We start from the raw sequence: 17333 nt of genomic DNA, 5'->3' as shown, positions 1-17333 counted from the left end.
CGCGACGAGCGAGGCCGGCGCGGCGAAACGAAAAGAATCCCGCTTGGGTACGTGCTCGGGGTGTCCTTAAGAAGCCAATCGCCCGCGAGCCCCGGGAGGCCTGCATGGCCTCAGGCGGCTTGGGCATCCTGATCGGCGTCGGGAGTCTCTCGCGTTCGGCACTCTCTCGCCTCGGCGAGTCGCTTTGCAATGCGAGGTGGGGGCGTTCGCCAGCGGCGGTGCAGCCACCAGTATTGTTCGGGTGCCAAGTCGATGATCCGCTCCAGTTGCCGGTTGTACCAATGGGTCAGTGACTCCACCGATTCACAGGCCACACGGCTGCGTTCATCCTCCTCCATCGCCAGCGGGTCGACCATCTCCAGGAGAGCGGACTCAAACTGCAGGGGGCGACCCTCGACGCGACGTGTGTAGAGAGCCAGCATCGGAGCCTGGTTCGTCAGCGAGAATAACGCCAAGGCTTTATGACAAGAGGCGGGGATGCCGCAGAAGTCGACCCACAACCCTTTGTTGCCGGCGTGTTGATCGGCCAACAGGGAAAGGACACCGCCGTCACGCATGAATTGATCCACGATCGGCGCGCAACCATTTTTATCAACGAGTAGTTGCCCTTTGGCACCACGAAACCGCTCGACCCAACTGTGGAGGTGGGCATTATCAAGCGTCCGGGCGATCGCGAGCGTCTTTAAACCCATCAGACCGAGAGAGTAACTGCCAACTTCAAAGTTCCCAAAATGGCCGCTGACGAGCACGGACGGACGCGCCACCAAACACGTCGAGAGAATCTCCCGATTGCCCACAAAGCGAATATGATCCGTCCAGTTCGCGCGGTGCAATCGCCGCTGTGCCCAGGCAACCTCGCAAACCATCAGCATCAAGTGATGCCACATCGAAAGCGTCAACTGACGCGATTGCTCCGCGGACGCCGTTGGATACACGTTCGCCAGTGTGTCCGCGATCACTCGCCGGCGAATCGCCAGCGGCCCCGTCAAGATCATCGCCAGGCCGCGACAGAGATGGTCGCCCATGTCCAGTGGTAACACTTGAATGGTCGCAACGACCGCCCGCACGGCCGCGTAGACCAGCGCATCGGTGATCGCGGCGATCAGTGTTCTCGACGTCATCAAACCCCCTCCTCGGTGGCTAGGGTGGCAGCGGAAATGTTGCTCGGCTCTCTGAGCCGGTCGCGTCACGGAAAGATGCCACCGGGATTGGATTCGGTCAACGACAATCAAATGAGTGGGCAGAGGACGCAATTCTGACAGGATTTCGCGAATGGTGACCAGGGCGATTCCGAAGGGATTGCTCAATTCAGCGAAAAAAGCGGACTTGTGACAACAGGATCGAAAAAGTTAGGTTCGCATGTCGTCCTTTTCTCTGTCTCTCCCATGATCCCCTTCGAGCGCGAGCGACTTGGCCATTGTGATTCGTTATCAAACCCAAAACGCTTCTCCTCCGGTAACGGCCTACGGTCCTTGGACCGTGGTTGCGATCCTCCTTGTTGCTGCCCTGGCTGCGACGAGCGGATACGCAGAAACGACTGTGGTACTGACTGCGCATCTCACCGATCTGTCGGTCGTCTCCACGGACGCCCCTTCGCAATTGCCGACGATCGTGTCGGCGGACTCCGCACCGCTTCAAGGGCAGGTCGTGCTGGCAGATGCCGCCGCCACCAAGCAGGCGCCCGCATCGGCAAACAGTGATTCGGCGGCCGAAGATCCACCGCTCGCCAGTTCGGCACCCAAGTTCAGCATTGTGGTCACGTCGATGTTCGATCATCGGGTGATTGACCGTTGTGAGCTAACCTCCAGCCTCGGCGGGAGCCCGTCTCCACCACTCGAAAGTGCGGCCCACGATAACCAAAGCTGGGAGTTCCAGTTAACTCAGCACCTGCCCAGTGGCGTTTATGAATTGAAGCTGGAGCCGACCGTCACGGTGTCCTCTCGCTTCCGAGAGTTGCTGCCCTGGGAACGTGGCGGTTCGAAGGACCGTAGCGGTGAAAAGGTACATGCATTGAGCGCCCAGGCTTGGCCGCTGATCGTGCTGCCCAAGATCACTGCCGTGGCGTCCTCTTCGGCGGATACTGCCGCGCCGGGAAAGTCGACGACCTCACGCCCACTATTGGTGCATTGGGCTGGTTTTGCTGAAATGGTTGCGGACGCCGAGTCGCTTACCTCGCAATCGCATTCCCATTCGCCGTTGAAATGGATCCTCAACGGATATGATCATGAACAGATGACGCCCTCACAACACTGGGCTGAAATCATGCATCAAATCGACGAGCGTCTCGATGCGATTCATGCCTCCGGAGCCAGTGGGATCGTCGTTGATCCCATTTCCGCGGAGGCGGCCGCGGAGGCGACAAATCCCAAAACGCTTCTGCTGCAGTGTCTGCATGCCAAAGCAACTCAATTCGAGTTGGAAGTATGGCAACAGGAAACCATCGTCCAATCGCTGGCACCGTCTCAGGGTCCCGCCGAGGCCGAACAAAGGGTACTGCATCGGTTACACGCCTGGCCGCCTTCGAACGCTTCGTCGCAGCGACTACGCGTGGCAGAGTTTTTGCGACCGCCATCGCATACGATCCGTGGCCAATTCCCCCCCGAGATGCACGCTGCGCCGACCGCGGATCTGCTCTGGTTTGGCTTCCAAACGACTTCGGCTGCCTCACCTCAGCGAGAGATCCCCCCGCGAGACGCCGACAACGATTCAATGGCCGCTGCCGTGATGTATCCACTCGCTGAACAGGAACAGGGGGTCATGGCCAATGCGTGGATGGCGGACTGGTCGTCATGGTGCATTCGTTACTCCCAATCAGGTAACCAACAGGGTCTGATCGTCGACGAGGAACTGCTCAATGCGGACAGGGCCCCCGACTCGCAAAGCGTTGGCGATGCCGTGCGATTGTGGCAAACCTGTTGGTCGGTAGAGTCTCGTTGGCTTTTAGATTCAGCCGCTGCAGAACCGACCACTCCAGGCAGGGCTGCGAAACATTCGCTGGTCCAGGTCCGCCATGCCAACGTCGGGGAAGGCACGACTTTGACTTGCGTGAATCAGGCTCCCTGGCCGATGCGTGTCCGCTTCCCACTGGCGAATCTAGTCCGCTGGACAGACGTTGCTCCCGACGACGTGGGACCTCTTATTCTGACCAAGCCCATTGTGAACGAATTGGGATCGACGGTTGTCATCCCCGCCTCGTCGATCGTTGTCTGCTACGCTGAGCAACGCATCTCGCCCACGATGAAATACGCGTTGGAGACCGACGACGCACGACGACGAATCGCCGAGTTGACTCGTCAGGTGACCACCATTGTCGAAAACCTCGGCATCCTGGGCGAACTCGCCGGGATGTCGTCGCATGTCAATTCGGGAGCACAACGCTTGGCAGGCTCCCGCCGCACCCGTTCCAATCACGGGATCGTCCGCCAGGCATCGGCAACGCGACCGACCGACCTATCGTCCTCCGGTTCGAGCCGACCATCGGCGAGCACCCCCGAGACGGGCGGGAGCTCGTTCTGGTCGACTGAGCGATGGGGCATTGGTCGCGCCATCACATCGAGTGCCGATGCGCCCTCGCGTCTGGTTCACGCAGTGTCGGCAGGGCCGTCGGCCAAGACCGGCCGATCGGACGCGGCGAGCCATCCGGATTCGTCTCAGGAAGGGACAACAGCCCATTCCGACTTCCGCAACTTACTAATCAACGGTGGGTTCGAACTCCCCCACGAAATCGGCGTCCCCGGCTGGATGCAGGCACACCACCCTTCGGGGGCCGTGGAAATCGATACACTCGTTCGCAGTGAAGGCCGACAGTCGATTCGTTTGGGTGGCAAGACCGATGCAGGGGCCTCGGCATGGCTGATCAGTCGTGAAATCGCCCGACCGATCGCCGGTCGCTTAGGCATCTCGATGTCCCTGCGGGGCGCGCCTCCACGGCTTGCCACTGCCGCGGGCGCCCCCCCAGAGCCCGTCCGCGCGGCCGAGCCCATTGAACTCCGGGTCGCGATTGAGGGGGAACGTAATGGCCAACCGATCCGCCGTAGCGAAACCGTGCAGGTGCCGCGAAATGGAAAATGGCACACCGGCCGCTTCGTTTTGGAGTGGCTCGACGTCGATCCGCAGCATGATCACAACCTGCACATTACAATTGACAACCTGTCGACGTCGACGGTCTGGATCGATGACATCGTGGTCACCGACTATTTTGCCAGTGCCTTAGAGCGATCCGATTTGCAGAGTCTTGCGTATCTAGCGGTGCAGGGTCTGCAACATTCGGACTTGAGGCCCGCCGCCAATTTGCTGAATCATTTTTGGGCCAAAGATTTGCTGCGAATTGCTGCCGTCCAAGCGAGTTCACAAGAACAGGGATCGGGCAGCAATGGTTTGACCCGAGAGGAATCGCAACTTGCCAAGGCGCGCAGCGAACGAGTCAGGCCGCGACCGATGTGGGGGGCAGACACTATCCAGAGCGATAGTGTCCAGCATGCGAGCGAGAATCCTGAAAGCTCCGTGTCGACGGCGCAACTCCCCCGCTTGCCCGATTCCGCCCCCCGTCCGCTCGCGCCATCCCACGACATCGCCGAGGATCCGAGCGAAACCGAATCCCCCGCGTCGATTGGGGGTAAAATTCGACGCTGGTTGCCCTCTCCATTAAAATTCTAATTCCCACGCGACGGATGTACGTAGGGTACGAACACCCTTTCCATTTTTTTGCTGTACTCGTTTCACCCTTGTGGAGCACTGATGAGCCGAGCCAAGAAGATTATCAAGAACCGCTGGCTGTGGGCTGGATTCAGCTTGGTGGCCATCGGGGGTGTCGCGGTCTGCGGTGCCAGCTGGTGGGCGGTTTCGCAGTCCCAGCAGGTCCCCGATTTCTACACGCGGGCGAGAAACCAATCGCAAGCCAATGCCGAGATCGCTCGCAATCAATTCCAGCACGACGTCGAGCAAGTTCGCAAACAATCGCTGCGTGGAGGGTTCTGGAAAGCCTCGTTCGCCGAAGATGAAATCAACGCTTGGGTGCAGAGTGAATTCCCCGAACGTTTCGAGCGGCTGCTCGCCCACGGTGTCACCGAACCCGCCATCGCCATTGAAAACGGTGAACTGTTCGCCGCCGCACGCTACATCTCGGGAGGATGGGACACGGTTATCTCATGCCGATTGTCCGTTGAGATGACCGAGGAGCCGAACCTGTTGGCGATTGCCTTGTCCGACCTCAAGGCGGGGGCGTTACCACTCCCGCTGGAGCCTTTTGTTCGAAAAATCAGTAAGGAGGCCGCGATCGGTGACCTCGACATCCGTTGGGATTTCACGAAGGACGGCCCGATTGCCTTGGTCAAAATCCCTCAGGAGGATCCACGCTTCGTGATCAAACCGCTGGTCATCGAATCCATCAATCTCATCGCGGGGCAATTGCAATTGGACGGACGTGGCGGCCAGGACGCCGCGAATGAATATCAACCCCGCGGCCCTCTGCACCGGTTCGTGTCCTATCGAACCCGTCACATCGAATAATTCAGTTCATTCCAATCACGCCATTTTCATTTTCGACAATTTTCTGAAAGTGATCGATGGCGTTGGCGTCGCCCAGTCGCACGAGATTCTCGCGTAGAATCACGTTTTCAGCCGACATGACGAACCGTTCGTACTTGACCCGCTTCTCCTGCTCATCGAGCTGTTGCGTCTCCGCACGCGCCAGTTCCCGATACTTGGAGTAGTCGGGGTGCGCCTCGACGGCTTGAATGAATTCGTCGCTGCGCGTCGTCACCAACTCGATGGAAATCGGGTTCATTAGATTCGCGAGTTCGGGCCAGCGTTTACGTAACTGCGACGAGATCTGACGCCGCAAACGGTCGGCGGGATCCTCAGGGCGGCCTCGATATCGACCCCGAGAGCGTCCTCGCGGCCGGTTTTCGGTCGAGAGCCGCTCGGCGTCGCTCAGCCGGTCCGGCCCCGAAAGTGAGAGCTGCTCGGACAATCCTTCGAGGATCGCGCGTTCAGAGGGCGTGGCCAGTTTTAACACTTCGTCGTACGCCAACTCACGCGGCAAGAGATCGGGATGCTTGTCATCTTGGAATTGACTCTCGATACCGAGAAACTCGCCCGAGGTGTTCACAGGCAAATCAATCGTGTCGCTGCGCAATATGGTGTAGGCGTGAGCCTCGTCAAACGAGATCTTGCCGTCGGCGTTGTAGTCGGGGGGCTCGATCGGCTGATTGACGCGATTGTGTCCCGCGATCGCTTCCCAAAAATAAGTGCTGTACTCGACATAGGTCGTCTCATCAATGTCAGGCGTGCAACCGGCAGCGGGCCGATCATAAACCGTTGCGAAGAATCCACAGCGGGATTGTTTCGATAATCCTCGGTCAGGATTGCCCTCGTTGTAAATCAATCTTGCGAAACCGCCTGCATGACACTGCACCATGACAACGCACACCCGCACCCCGTCAGGAAGGGTGTCGAGCAACTCGACCAGTTCGACCACCTCCAAACGCTCACCATCCCACAATGAAATGGAGGTGTTATGCGTTTGATTGCGAGTTCGGCTGTCGTTGCCATGCGACGTGACATAAATGAGCAAGCGATCTCCTTCGTGCATCGACGGCCCCGCCTCGGCAAACCAATCCTGGATATTCTTAAGACTCGTCTTGCCAATCACATTGGGAACACGGTGATTGCGATACGACAATCCCAGATCGCTTTGGCTACCGAAAAACTCCGCCATCCATCGATTTGCTTTGGGAACCGATTTCCGATCCATCACCTGCAGGTCTTCACCCGCGTCATCACCATCGGCAAAGAAAATGGCCTGTGAGTCGGGCGAGATGTTTTTCTCAACCAACACACGCTGCCAAAAGAGAACGTTCCGTTCGAGCGAGGCTTGATTCCCTGACGGTGCGTAGCCACCGCCAATGACGAGAAAGTGATCCTTCGCCAGCAAAGGATTGGCGACTGCCCATGAGAGCAACAACAGCGTCGGAATCGCTAGTGTCCGATATAAATTCATCAGGCGTTCTCTCAGCTCGAGGGGGGGAGGGGGTCCAACTCTCATGATAGCGTCGCGGATCCGGCCTCGAATACACGGACGCAGTTTTGCCGCCCGTTTAGGAACGGACGGAAAATTACTGTCTGAAATTGTGGTCGAACGCTCCGCGGTCGATGATTCCGACCGCGGAGCGTTCGGCCACTTATTTTCCGTTCGTTCCTTACTCGCTGAGGAAATGCCGGAGCCCGATGAGGTTATCGGTATTGATTTGGTCGACGCCCGCATCACGCAGTACACGCCACATCGCGGGATTGTCCGGCGTGCCCCAGAAGCGAATCAGACGCCCCTGAGCATGTGCGTGTGCCACGATTTGCTTCAACTTCTCCCGTTCGATCGCTGAAAAGCTGCCTTTTCCACGCCAACTGAAGTAGTGGGTCCAGTTGTCGCTCAGCAGTGGCATCAGATCAGGTGCCATTTTGCTATCCAGGTCCGACAGCCGACCGTCGATGCCAGCGAATCGAGGCGACGCCGCCGCAATCATCTCGATCGGTCGATTCCCGCTGACGATCGCGACCACCGGGCCTGGATGCAGCGTGCCGTCTTCGGACCAAGCAAACACGTCACGATACTCGCTGAGCAGTTTGTTGATTGCTGAAAACGTCGATGCACCCTCCGTCTTGATATCAATCAGCAGCGTGATGGGCTGTTCGTCTGCATACACAAATCCTCCGTTCTGCTTGATGCGTTCACGCAGCGGATCAAGGTACAATGACCGCAGTGAACGGTCAGGCGATACCTCGGCCCGCGAGTGGGCAACGAGCAACTCGCCGTCGACCAGAAGCACGTCCGCCTCGACGCTGCCGAAGCCCTGATCGAGTGCGTCCAAGAGTGGGCGCGGATGCAGGTAATCATTATGAGCGTGAGCCTGACGGTGCGGCGTGACGTCCGCGGCGCAGGTGCCGAGGGTCGGCAAACAGACCGCGCATATGACGGCGGCTCTCATCGAATGGAACAAGGATCTCGAAAGCATCTGCAATGGCTCGAAAGGAGAACGGGGAATCGTGGCAACTCCTCTCATTATGACTGACGGTCAATACGATATCGACCCTTCTCCGGCGCATCCTGCCGATTGGTCGCCTGAGACGAGGGGATGGAGCAGTGAAAACACATAATCGAAAGCGGATTCACCGATGATGCGTTTCATTGCCCATAACTTCGGAGGCAACCTCCGCGTCCTCGCCAGCGACGACGCCTGTCCGAAATCGGAGCAGGAGCTGCTCGCGTTTCTCGATGAGCATCCTGACGGCCCAATCCGCTGCATCGGACGCCTGCACTCCTGGAGCAAAGTCATCGAAGCCAACGCCGCCGTCGTCGACATGCGGTACTTCCATGCAGTGCAGTTGCGGCGGTCGGGTGCGGAGTGGGTGGTTCGTGTCGGCGCGGGATGCCAAATCAAAGAGGTGGTGAATGAACTCCAACGACGTGGATTGACACTTCCGACGCTCGGACTCATCGACGAGCAATCCGTTGCCGGCGCAATTGCGACCGGCACGCACGGATCGGGACGCCCGAGTTTGTCGCACTTCGTCCGCGCGGTCCGCATCGCATCATTCCCTCGCGATGGAGGCCCCGCGGAATTCCACTGGATCGACAACAACCAACCGCGTTTATTGCGAGCCGCCCGATGCTCTCTCGGCTGCTTGGGCGTGGTCAGTGAGGTCGAATTTCCCGTGCGACCCCAATACGCCGTCGAGGAACATCTCCGGCTGTATGAAACGCTCCAGGAAATTATCGCGAGCGAGTCTGACTATCCACTTCAACAGTTCTTTTTTATTCCGTGGCGCTGGGATTTCTTTGCCCAACATCGCGTCGAATCCGATCGAAAACGAAGTTGGCATGCGGGGCTCTATCGTTGGTTCTGGTCACTGGGAATGGATACTGCCTTTCACCTTGTGGTGTGTTTGCTGGCACGCTTCCTACCGGATCGATGCACTGCGTTCGCCTACAAAAATGTGATCCCACGGTTCATCCCACAGGGATGGAAGGTGGTCGACCGGTCAGATCGCCAACTGACGATGCAGCACGAACGATTTCGACATATTGAAGTCGAACTCTTCGTCCCCAGGAACCATTTGCAGGCGGCGATCAACACGTCGCGTGAGTTTATCGCCGCCCACGCGGCGAAGCCGCCACCAGAACGATACGTCCATCATTATCCCATCTGCGTCCGTCGCGTGTTGCCTGACGAAACACTGATCTCGCCAGGATCCGGGGGCGATCAACCGTGGTACACGCTCAGCTTCATCAGCTACGCACGGCCATCGCAGCGGCAGGGGTTTGAAGCGTTTGCGACAGCCCTGACACGGACCATGATTCAGCAATATGGAGCACGGCCGCACTGGGGAAAATTCTGCTCAATCGATCCCGACTCCGTCACAAAGCTGTACCCGCAATGGCCCGAATTCGCAGCGATCGTGCGTGAATCGGATGACGCCCGCCGCTTCGCAAATGCGTGGCTACTCGAACTGCTCGATGCCGCCCCTTAAGCAACGCGGGATCAATAACTGGCGTAGTGGATCTTGTTAAGACGCGCCCGACAAAAGTCTCATGCTACCGGCTTCTTTCGTGGGCGAGATGCGTTACCTTTTGCTGTATGGATTTAGCTTTTTTCTTCGAGCGGTCGGTTAGTCAGTGAAAACCATCGAACTACCTACGCAGCAAAGACTTTTCGACCCGTTCGAGGGCGTCATCGGCCCCATGGGGCGAAAGATGATCGACAACGGATGGCAGGGCCTCCTTCGCGACGTGCTCTTGGAGCAGATGCCCATCGGCCTCGTCGGTGAGCATCTCAGTGACGATCAAGGACGACCAACCTTTGAGTTGCACGCGATCATCGCGCTCCTTTGGATCCGTGACTTTCAAGGTTGGACTGTCCCCCAGGCCCACGAAGCACTGCTGTTCCGAACCGACATCCAGTACGCACTGAACTTGGAGCCAAGCACCGAAGTCACTCAGCGAACCATTGAACGCTACATCGCTCGAATGCAAAGCAACGAGAAGATCAGTGAGGAGATCTTCGCAGGCGTTACCGACACCCTGCTGCAAAGCATGGAAGTCAAAGTCAAAAAGCAGCGTCTCGATTCCACCCATGTGCTCAGCGACATGGCTACCCTGGGACGCGCCCAAATGATCGGCGTGGCCCTGCGGCGGTTCTTCAAGAAAGTCGAAAAGCACGACGCTCAGTCTGGTTCGGCTAGGCTGATCGACCGATTTGACGACGAGCTTTTGGCCCGCTACCGCAAGCAATCCGACAGCCGAATCTTTGGCGACGCACGCACTACCGAACAGCGGAAAATTGCGTTGCAGCAAGCCGCCGAAGACCTCTGCTTAATCCTCAATGAATTAACCGAAACCAAGCCGATCTGCGACTGGGACTCCTTCAAACAACTGCAAACGATCTTTAACCAGCAGTGCGAACTTCGGGAAGAATTCGTCGAAGTTCGCAAGAAAACCGGCGGCCATGTGATCGTCAATCCGTCGGATCCCGACGCGACCTACAGCGGTCACAAAGGAGCCGGATACCAGGTTCAAATCGCCGAGACGTTCAACGAAGACGGCGAGCCGAACTTGATTACTTCGGCCAAAGTCGAAACCGCTGCGGACAACGACGCCGATGCGGTCTCGCCGGTGTTGGAGGACTTGAAAAAGCGGGACGCCATGCCAGACGAACTGCTGGCTGATACCGCTTACGGTGGCGACGCCAACGTCGAGTCGGCTAAGCAAGAAGGCGTCGAATTGGTCGCTCCGGTGCCAGGCTCGAAGAAGTACGATGCTGATGAAATCGGCTACGACCAATTCAAGCTCAACTGCGCCGGTGAACTGGAGTCTTGCCCGGCTGGTCACGCTCCCGAGTCGACCAACTACAACGCCAAAGGCGACTACACTTTCGCACAGATGGATCCCGAGAAGTGCCAGCACTGTCCGCTGCTTGCACGCTGCCGCGTCCAACGCAATCGGGATAACGCGCAGCCGACCGGCCGCATTCAATTTACCGGCAGTGCGGTTCGAGCCGACGCGCGTCGTCGCCACGAGCAGAGCGACGAGTTCCGCGATAGGTACCGTTGGCGGTCGGGTATCGAAGGGACCAACGGTTGCCTCAAGCGAATGATGGGCTTGGGTCGGCTCCGCGTTCGCGGCCACAATGCGGTGAAGCTTTCGATCCTACTGAAGCTGGCCGGTTGGAATCTGCTTCGAGCGGTGGCAATGCGCCGCCAGCGAAAGAATTCGCTCCAATTGGCCATTAACTAGGAAAAACAGGGGCAATAGGCGACTAGGACGACGGTTCATGTAGAGCCTGCGACTCCTCGACAGTCAAACCAGGGCCTCCAGAGACCCCCGGCTAAAAACTTTTGCACCACCAAAAAAAGTCGCCCGCAGCAAAGCTACCTAATGTCGGTTGCGTCTGTTAAAGATCCCTCCAGAACAGGATCTTTAACAAGATCCACTACGGTAAACACGTCACTTATTGTCTCTGATGTCCTAAACGAGTTGCTTTCAACGCCAGGATGGCGGGGCCCGACACACGAGCATGGATTGACAACGGGTTCGTGAGTCTCAGCCCTCGGACTAATGTTGTTTGGGCACTGACCGTGCTATACTCACCGCTCGTGACGTTTGTTTTTTTCGTTTAGTTTAGGGTTGAAAAAATGGTCAAATTTGGTTGGTCCGCATTGTTTTTGGGTTTGGTTGTCGTGGGATCATCTGGTTGCGGCGGAAGCAGCAATTCGAGTGCGGTGGAGAACGCCGACCAAACTGCCATCGAAGAGTACCAGCGAATCCAGGCAGAAGAGCAAGCAAAAATGGAAACTGAAATGAAGTCCAATAAGTAAGCATCTGCACAGAGATAAATCAGCAGCACCTCGGTGATCCGCGTGCCCGTCGGGCCGCGTTTTATTGGTTCAGCGATAGCGAGACAATAAAACGCGGCCAATCAAAAGTAGCTACCGTCGCCAGACGGTGGAATCCACGTTCTGGCAAACGCAGCGACTCGGGTGATTCATTCGCGGTCGCTAATGCAAGGTGATGCTCTCGCAGATGAATGAATCATGAACGAAAAAAGCTCGTCCTCCACGAAGGAGGACGAGCCTTTTTAATATCAAGCGATCACTCGAAGACGTTGCCCTGGCGGACTTAGAAGCTACCCGAGATCACTTCGTTGCTGGCCCTGGTTCCGAGCGAACCCCACAATCCATAGGGACTCTTTGAGCCTGGGACATTGGTCGGTGGCACCGTAACGGTACCACCACTCCAAACCATGGGTGACGAGCTGTTTCCTGCTTCGATGGAGTCCGTGATGAACTTCACCGCACCATCACCCATCAGCACATGGACGCCGCCTTGGTGGCGGCTCGATGGTGGAAAGAGTCCGGTTTGCCCAGCATTGTTACCACCGCAGATGGGACCGTTGGGCGGCAGAATCGTGAACATCGCCGAATAATTGGGACGCGAGTCCGCCCATTTGAATCCACGACCGTTATTTGCATTTTCCGTCGAGACACCAGCCTTCCAGTATTGAGGGCGTAGAGGGTCGACCTGACCCTGGTCAACACAATAATTGGGATTGTCGCGAACTTCGTTGGGCGGGTTACCATTGATCGTTTGCGTCCCCCGGGTGTCTTTATCTCCCAGGTCCGTCACGATCTCACCCATCGCGATGGTATTGGACAGACCGTCCAGAACGTCGCGAAATTGGCTGGCGCTGTGCAGCACGAACATGCCGCGGTCAGCCGCGTTGGATGCCGACGCAGCGCCGGAATTACCGACCAGTTTTCCGGTCGTTCCGTCAAATCCCTTGGGGCCTCTGACGGCATTTTGCATCGAGTCTCCGGCACACACGGCATAGTTGGTGCGTCCTTGTGCGGGCAGTCCTCGGCCCGGGTCACTTGGGCAACGCAGCGTTGCCAGGTCGGTAACCCAGGGTTGGTACTGGATAAACTCCATGGTCGGCCCCATTGATGGCCATGGCGTTCCCAAGGGCGTCGTCGGGTCAAGAGCATTGATCCGACTTGGATTGCTGATTTGCTGCCACAGCGCCTGCTGTTCCACAAATGGCGTCATACCGACCAAGGCGCTCAGCCGCCATGAATTCGAACTCCCGTAGTTCGTCCACCAATTGGTCGTTGTGCCGGTATTGCCAAAGGGCGCCGCTCCACCACCGGGTGAGTCCGTTCCCGCACCGTGCATCGGTAGCTGATCGAAGGAACTGTGGTAGTTGTGCAGTGCCAAGCCGAGTTGCTTGAAGTTGTTACTGCAACTCATCCGTCGAGCCGCTTCTCGGGCGGCTTGAACCGCCGGCAGAAGCAGCCCCACGAGCACACCAATAATAGCAATGACGACCAATAGCTCCACCAACGTGAAGCCACTCGATCTCGTAAAACCTTTTTTCATAACAATCCCTCCGGAAAACTGGGAACTAAGACAAGCAATAGCGGGGCAGAAAAGTCTGCCGCAAAAGATCTGCTGGCAGTATAACCATTAGATATACCAGATTCGATCGGCGAATCCACCATATCTCCGCACTATTTCACCGATAACGCTCCAGAAAGTGCCCCAATGCGTCCTGCAGGCTCATCAAGAGACAGCCCGACAGAGGGGAACCAACGACCCAATGAGGCCCATTCGGCGTAATCGGGGGTGAATGCCAGCCTGCTGGATTTGAGAGGACACCGTGGCATCGGAAATGAGCGATGTCGCCGCAGAATCCACGCTGGCGGCGGATCGTTTGCAGCGAAATCGGAAAACGGAATCGCGAATCCCAGCTCTACGAGACGGTCGCTCTCACTACGGACGAATTTCCATTGCACGCCAAAGAGCGGCGATGACGACGCCCCAGACGGGCCGTCCCGTGCTATCTTACGCAGACTAACTATGATGTTGGTTTTGACCCGCTCGCTTTGGAGGTGCTCTGTGATTCGATTTGTCTCATTTATTGTTCTTGGTCTTTTGGCGACGGTGTCCGCCTCGGCTCAGCCACTGAGTAATCGCAAGCATGTTGATACCACGGACCCGTTTTATTCGATCGACAGCTGGCTCCCCACACCCGGTGTTTACCGGACCGCTTCAGGTGCTCCGGGGCCGCTATATTGGCAACAGCGCGCCGACTACGACATTGACGTGACACTCGATGCCGCCAAGCGGAGCCTTTCGGGGAACTGCCGGATCACCTACCACAACCGCTCACCCCACACGCTCACCTACGTCTGGATTCAGCTCGACCAGAATCGTTTTCGCACAGATTCCGCCGCCATCATGAGCCGCCCGGCTCCCTCGTTGGCGGGCCGCTCGGCGTTTTCCTCCGTGCAAACGCTGCTGACCGAGCAATCGTTCGATGGCGGGTACAAGATCGACGCGGTCACGCAGGAGACCCCCGGCAAGGACAAGGGCGAGGATCAAAAGGAGGCCAATCCACTGCCGCATTTGGTCGTCGACACCATGATGCGAGTCGATTTAGCCGAACCGTTGGCAGCGGGCGAATCCACGAAAATTGAAATCGCCTATCACTACAACATTGTCGACGCCACCGTGATCCGTGCCCGCAGCGGGTACGAACATTTTGACGAGGACGACAACGCGATCTTCGAGATCGCGCAGTGGTATCCTCGCATGACCGCCTACACCGATTACACCGGATGGCAGCACAATCAATTCCTCGGCGCAGGTGAATTCACACTCGAACTCGGGGATTACCACGTCAATATCACCGTCCCCGCTGACATGGTCGTGGCCGCCACGGGCACATTGTCGAACTCGCACGATGTCTTGAAAGACGAGTGGATTGAGCGGCTCGGCTCGATCGCGGATAAAAAGAAGCCCACTTTCATCATCACGCCTGAGGAAGCCAAAGCGAACGAGACGGCGAAGTCGAAAGATGACGCGGAGTCAACAAAAACATGGAGCTTTAACGCCGAGAACGTGCGGGATTTTGCGTGGGCTGCCAGCCGCAAATTCATTTGGGACGCGATGTCCGTGAAAGTCGGCGATCGCACCGTGACCGCGATGTCGTACTACCCCAACGAAGCCGAACCGTTGTGGAGCCGGTATTCCACCGAAGCCGTCGCACACACGCTCGAGGTCTACGGACGCTACACGTTCGAATATCCCTATGACGTCGCGATCAGTGTCAATGGACCGATCTACGGCATGGAATATCCCATGATCTGTTTCAATGGACCACGCCCCGAAAAAGATGGCACGTATTCCAAAGCCACCAAATATGGCTTGATCAGCGTGGTGATCCACGAGGTCGGTCACAACTTTTTCCCGATGATCGTCAACAGCGACGAACGACAATGGACGTGGATGGACGAAGGGCTCAATACCTTTCTGCAGTATCTCGCCGAACAAGAATGGGAAGAAAACTATCCGTCGGGCCGCGGACCGGCAGAGAAAATCGTGCCCTACATGCGAGGCGGGAACCAGCGACCGATCATGACCGGCAGCGATGAGATCCTACAGTTCGGTAACAATGCCTACGGCAAACCCGCCACGGCGCTGAATATCCTGCGGGAAACAGTGCTCGGCCGCGAACGATTCGATTTTGCATTTCGTGAGTATGCCCGCCGCTGGAAATTCAAACGCCCGACCCCCGCCGACTTCTTCCGGACGATGGGAGATGCCTCCGGCACGAATCTCGACTGGTTCTGGCGTGGTTGGTTTTACAGCACCGACCACGTCGACATCGCGATTGACTCGGTCGAACTCTTCCTGATCGATAGTGGCGATCCCGACGATTCATTCGAACGCAAACGACGCAAAAAAGAAACCGAAGAAAAAACGCTGTCCGAAGAACGCAACAGCGAACTGCAGCGACGGATCGATTGGCAACCCGGACTCAAGGACTTCTATAACGCGCCTGACTACGATGACGACAAAGTCGAAGAGTCCGACCGCAAGGCCTACCAGAAACACCTGGAGTCCCTCGACGAAGAACAGCGGGCTCTGCTGCACCGCACGACCCATTTCTATGTCGTTAAGTTTGTCAACCAAGGCGGATTGGTCATGCCGATTCCGCTGCGAATTCACTACGCCGATAACACCCAAGAAGACCTCGTCCTGCCTCCGGAGATCTGGCGATACAATTCCAAAGAGGTCAAAAAATTGTTTTTGACCGAGAAGGAAATCGTGCGATTTGAAATCGATCCCAAACGCGAGATCGCCGACACGGACAAGAGCAATAACCACTGGCCACCCAAGATCGAGCCCACTCGATTTGAGCTCTACGAAAAGAAGAAGGACAGCTCGAATCCTATGAAAAAGGCCGCTGAAGCCGCGAAAAAAGCGGACGAGGACTCCACGAAAGAGGACGACAAAACGCCCGACGAGGCTCAGGCCAAATCCGAATCGGCCGCTCCGGCCGACAAGGCTGCTCCGGCCGACAAGGCGAAGCAGGAAACCGCCGATTCGAACAAGAACAAGAAATCGGAGGCCAAGCCGGAATCGTCCCAGAACCCAAAACCGAAATTGGACCAGGACAAAGACCGGAATAAGGACAAAGACAAAACGAAACGCAAGCAATCCGATCGGAAGAAGCCTGCGAAACCGCAAGCGGACGGGGACAACGACCAATGAGCATTCTCGCTAGCCTGATGGTTGCGACCATGCTCCTGCACCCCGCCCAGGAATCGCTCGCGGAACTACAGTTCAATGCAAAAACACAGCGTGTTGAAGTGGCGCTGCGTTTGAGCAACGCCGATGAACAGCAGCTGCTCGGATCCGTGTCCAAGTCGTCGGTCGATGACTTGCTCAAAGAACCCGGCGAACTGCAGGCAGCGGCTTTAACCCTGCTACGGAAACGAATTCGTTTCGGCACCCAAAGCCAAGTGACTGCGAAGACGCCCGATCCTGAAAGTGCGAAGGCATATCACTGGGTGGGACGCCAAAGCGAAGGCGGGCACGTGTGGTGGTACTTTGCCTACGCAGGCACTCCCGCGCAACTGACGCATCTCCGCTGCACCTTGTTTGCCGCCCCTGATCGTCCAGACGACCGGTCACGCAGTGCGACCGCTCACGACCATCTGCACGCCGATCCCGTCAGCACGTTCTTGGTTTTACAGCCAGGACAGGCGGGGGAGCCGAACTCGTTTATGACGACGCGTGAGAAACCGGTCCACCGGATCGAGTGGTGAGGGCGAGTGCTGAGGGCAAGGTTTGAGGGCGAGGCCGATGACATCATCGCGATCTCGCCTGTCCGGTGCCTAGGCGTTTCTGCCGAATCGTTGCGTCGCCGTGCCGAGCTGAGCAACTTTCGTTCACTCGCAGGCGTTCATGCCTGCGAAAATCGGCTCTTCGGAGAGCG

The 17333-nt window shown here is 57.4% G+C and carries 12 protein-coding genes; 7 read left to right on the top strand and 5 right to left on the bottom strand.

All coding sequences use genetic code 11. From position 1 onward, the window contains the following. Positions 1–110: 110 nt before the first annotated feature. Together SH410x_RS05845 and cas5 are read right to left on the bottom strand one after the other, a co-directional pair. Entirely contained in the window at positions 111–1121 is a 1011-nt protein-coding gene (locus SH410x_RS05845) for a lysophospholipid acyltransferase family protein (protein WP_473675473.1), read from the bottom strand. 19 nt (positions 1122–1140) lie between these two features. Beyond that, positions 1141–1203, bottom strand: a complete 63-nt coding sequence (cas5, locus tag SH410x_RS05840) for a CRISPR-associated protein Cas5 (RefSeq protein ID WP_473677250.1) — start codon at positions 1201–1203, stop codon at positions 1141–1143. A 216-nt stretch (positions 1204–1419) separates the two neighbouring features. Between cas5 and SH410x_RS05835 the strand changes: the two genes are divergently transcribed. Both SH410x_RS05835 and SH410x_RS05830 read left to right on the top strand, forming a co-directional pair. Continuing rightward, a complete protein-coding gene (locus SH410x_RS05835; RefSeq protein ID WP_473675471.1) occupies positions 1420–4656 on the top strand; it encodes a hypothetical protein in 3237 nt (1078 codons plus the stop codon). Between the two features lie 81 nt (positions 4657–4737). Beyond that, on the top strand, positions 4738–5508 hold the full coding sequence (locus tag SH410x_RS05830) for a hypothetical protein (protein ID WP_473675469.1): 771 nt from the start codon (positions 4738–4740) through the stop codon (positions 5506–5508). A 1-nt stretch (position 5509) separates the two neighbouring features. Here SH410x_RS05830 and SH410x_RS05825 read toward each other — a convergent pair whose 3' ends face one another. Continuing rightward, positions 5510–7000, bottom strand: a complete 1491-nt coding sequence (locus SH410x_RS05825) for a hypothetical protein (protein ID WP_473675467.1) — start codon at positions 6998–7000, stop codon at positions 5510–5512. A gap of 199 nt (positions 7001–7199) precedes the next feature. After that, a complete protein-coding gene (locus SH410x_RS05820) occupies positions 7200–7982 on the bottom strand; it encodes a phosphatidylinositol-specific phospholipase C/glycerophosphodiester phosphodiesterase family protein (protein ID WP_473675465.1) in 783 nt (260 codons plus the stop codon). A gap of 187 nt (positions 7983–8169) precedes the next feature. Here SH410x_RS05820 and SH410x_RS05815 point away from each other — a divergent pair, with 187 nt between their 5' ends. Continuing rightward, positions 8170–9525, top strand: a complete 1356-nt coding sequence (locus SH410x_RS05815) for a D-arabinono-1,4-lactone oxidase (RefSeq protein ID WP_473675463.1) — start codon at positions 8170–8172, stop codon at positions 9523–9525. 145 nt (positions 9526–9670) lie between these two features. Continuing rightward, entirely contained in the window at positions 9671–11287 is a 1617-nt protein-coding gene (locus tag SH410x_RS05810) for a transposase (protein ID WP_473668888.1), read from the top strand. An 882-nt stretch (positions 11288–12169) separates the two neighbouring features. Here the strand turns inward: SH410x_RS05810 and SH410x_RS05805 are convergent. Beyond that, positions 12170–13426: a DUF1559 family PulG-like putative transporter gene (locus tag SH410x_RS05805; protein ID WP_473675461.1), complete on the bottom strand. Its 1257-nt coding sequence runs from the start codon at positions 13424–13426 to the stop codon at positions 12170–12172. 280 nt (positions 13427–13706) lie between these two features. Between SH410x_RS05805 and SH410x_RS05800 the strand changes: the two genes are divergently transcribed. The 3 genes from SH410x_RS05800 to SH410x_RS05790 are packed head-to-tail and all read left to right on the top strand — an operon-like array spanning position 13707 to position 17163. Beyond that, the gene (locus SH410x_RS05800) at positions 13707–13904 is read left to right on the top strand and encodes a hypothetical protein (RefSeq protein WP_473675459.1); all 198 of its coding nucleotides are present in this window, start codon (positions 13707–13709) and stop codon (positions 13902–13904) included. 2 nt (positions 13905–13906) lie between these two features. Next, entirely contained in the window at positions 13907–16606 is a 2700-nt protein-coding gene (locus tag SH410x_RS05795) for a M1 family aminopeptidase (protein WP_473675457.1), read from the top strand. Continuing rightward, the gene (locus SH410x_RS05790; RefSeq protein ID WP_473675455.1) at positions 16603–17163 is read left to right on the top strand and encodes a DUF6702 family protein; all 561 of its coding nucleotides are present in this window, start codon (positions 16603–16605) and stop codon (positions 17161–17163) included. The genes SH410x_RS05795 and SH410x_RS05790 overlap by 4 nt, the downstream gene beginning before the upstream one ends. Positions 17164–17333 lie beyond the last annotated feature (170 nt).

Source organism: Rhodopirellula sp. SH410 (assembly GCF_055811895.1).
Note: the sequence above shows the minus strand (reverse complement) of the source record. Positions and strands in the feature narration are given on the sequence as shown.